1 protein-coding gene and 2 pseudogenes are annotated in these 2783 nt (G+C 38.2%); all 3 read right to left on the reverse strand.

Features of this window, described 5'->3' with window-relative positions; translation table 11 throughout:
* Positions 1 to 185: pseudogene (locus tag RFK25_RS11335) on the reverse strand (DUF5945 family protein); the annotation flags it as partial.
* A gap of 756 nt (positions 186 to 941) precedes the next feature.
* On the reverse strand, positions 942 to 1730 hold the full coding sequence (gene imm47, locus RFK25_RS11340) for an Imm47 family immunity protein (RefSeq protein ID WP_332413529.1): 789 nt from the start codon (positions 1728 to 1730) through the stop codon (positions 942 to 944).
* A gap of 5 nt (positions 1731 to 1735) precedes the next feature.
* A pseudogene (locus tag RFK25_RS11345) lies at positions 1736 to 2783 on the reverse strand (hypothetical protein); the annotation flags it as partial.

The raw sequence follows: 2783 nt of genomic DNA on the forward strand, positions 1-2783 counted from the left end.
TTTTGGATTTTCTTTTCATCAATCAATTGATGAAGTTCTTCAATTTGCTTCTGACAGGCGGAAATATCCTTGTTGTTTTGTGCAATGGTATCAGCCAAGTGTTGTTTATAGTCACTTGTGATATTTACCTTCTTCGGCTGACTTTGTTTAACAGTTGATGCGAACGTTTGTACATCTTTAGATTCTGGAGAAGTAACACCTCCATTAGATGTTTTAGAGCCAACACCTCCATAGATATCGCCAGTAGGAGTTACATTCCTTTGAGGTTGATGAACATGAGGAGATAGACCAACATGTGAATCACTACCGAACCTCTTAAATTGTCCACCAATATTTCCGTTATTGGAATTAAAACCCGCTGAAGATGTATACAGCTTTACTTCAGCATCTGTGGAAACATTATTCTTAACATATCCTTCAAATGTTCTCTCTCCAGGTTGAGGTTTATATCCCCTACTATGTAAAGAATGACTAGAATCAACAATCGGTTCTGATACAGGTGCCTCAAGTCTTGGGGCATTAGGATCCGGACCTGATATTAGCTTTTGAGATGTAGATGTGTTAGAGCTAGTAGATGTCACATCTTTAACTGGTCTCGTATGTATGTAACCAGGTTCAAGAATCTCACCATATACCTTATTTCCATTGCCATCTACAGCTTCCACAGAGATTCTAGACTTATTAGGTCCAGGGTTGGACATTTGCTGAACTGGAGTCACATCCTTACGAGACTTCGTAACTGCGACATCTCCAGACTTCGGCTTGTTCATCGGTACATCCGCTTTGGCAGATTTCTTACTTGAAACACTACCTGAACTATTGGCAATAAGATTGAGACCGTAGTCTGTCGCGACATTTTTAAGAAAAATTGGATTCCCTGTCGCAAGGGAGATACCCGTATCTATAGAAGTATTAGTTTCTTCAAGTGCTTTTACATATCACTATATTATCAAGTGGCCATAAAAATATTTACTCCCTTCTATCATATCCAAAGCAATAAGGTTATCAACATATGAATAAATATGAGCAATCATTTCTGATTCTACGATATCAAAATAATCTACAGGACACTTTAATCCACTAATAGTTGATAGCATACTTGGAATAATAGACATTTTTAATGATTCTCCTGTATCAATTATCTGATAAGCACGCTGTAATAATTCTTTTGATAATTTCCCTAAAAACATTGATGAACCTTTATAAACATATAACTCTATCTGAGACTCTTGGAGTTTATCTAAAAAGAACTCTCCTATCTCCTCTAAAGAACTATCCTCTCCAATAATACTATAGAACCCTAGGAGGTTATCAAGCGAATCTCGCAAAATCATTTCAGAATTTGTGCCTTCCCATAGCTCTAAAAGTGATAATAGATAAGGAACTATTTGGTAAGACGCACCTCTATTGGCATATACTGCAAATGTTTCAACTACATCTTCTGAAGCATCCGCCAAAAAATGAAAATTATCAATATTTTTGAAATCTCGATGATTACCAACCATTAGAAACAGACGTACACAACAATCTATTATTTCAGAATTCGAAGATGAATTCATTATTTTTATTAAATGATCTTTTACAGTAAAATCACCTAGTTTAAGTATTTCAACAATTATTTCTAGACACTCTTTGGAATCATGACAATTTTTCAAATGTTGGTGCAAAATAGGAAGATGATGCGGTTCTCGTGCCTCACCTAACCATATTCCAGAATACATTTCATTCATACTTATTACCTCAAACCACTCTTTCTTTGCCAGTTCAATACCTGATTTTGAAAATTCGTAACTTCGGTATGCTGAGGATTATTGCCGAATACATATAAACCAGACTCAGTTTGGTGAATCTTCAGAACTTTAGCATCTGCTTTTCCGTAGCCTTGCTCATGATAGAAGGACATATCCATATCTCCAAATTTTTCTCTTTTGATGGTTGACTCACCAGTAAATTGAATATTTTCTGGGACATTTTCACCACCAAAAGCTAGAGCTTGTCTATGATGCCCTCTAGGTAATTCCTTTCGTCTTACCAAATCATTATATTCTTTTCGTTTCAACGCAACATCTTCACTTGATACAAATTTAGCAGTATCAGGATCTGCATACCAATCTGGATTGCTTTCAAAACGCCTTTTAGCTTCATCATAATATGGACCATATACCTGTTGGTCTTGACTTAGAGTTTCTTTTCCTAAATTATTAGGATTAGGCCCAGGGTTAGACATTTGCTGAACAGGAGTAGATGACTGACGAGACTTCGTAACTGCGACATCTCCAGACTTAGGTTTATTCGTCGGTATATCCGCTTTGGCAGATTTCTTACTTGAAACACTACCCGAGCCATTGGTAATGAGATTGAGACCATAGTCTGTCGCGACATTCTTAAGAGAAATTGGATTCCCTGTCGCAAGGGAGATTCCCGTATCTATGGCTGTCTCAACACCTGCCTCAACACCTGCACTAACGACATGACGAAGAGTCTGATTGGTAATGTTTTGGGTCACATTGGCTGCTACATTGGCACCAGCTCCAATAAATTGACCACCTACAAAACCTGTAATAGCTCCTAGTCCTGCTCCTTTTAGCGTTGAACCAGCCAATGCCCAACCACGCTGACCTGTGCTATAAGCGTCATAGCCAGATATAATGGCTCCAGAAGCTGCACCTCCAATAGCCATAGCTACCGGTGTACCTAGACCACCGGTAGCTACGGTAAGGGCAATACCAACACCAATAGCACCAGCTGTGACAGCTACCTTCTTCCAGTCGATTTTCTTAACG

This window comes from Streptococcus sp. SS-4456, from assembly GCF_036680365.1.
GTDB lineage: Bacteria > Bacillota > Bacilli > Lactobacillales > Streptococcaceae > Streptococcus.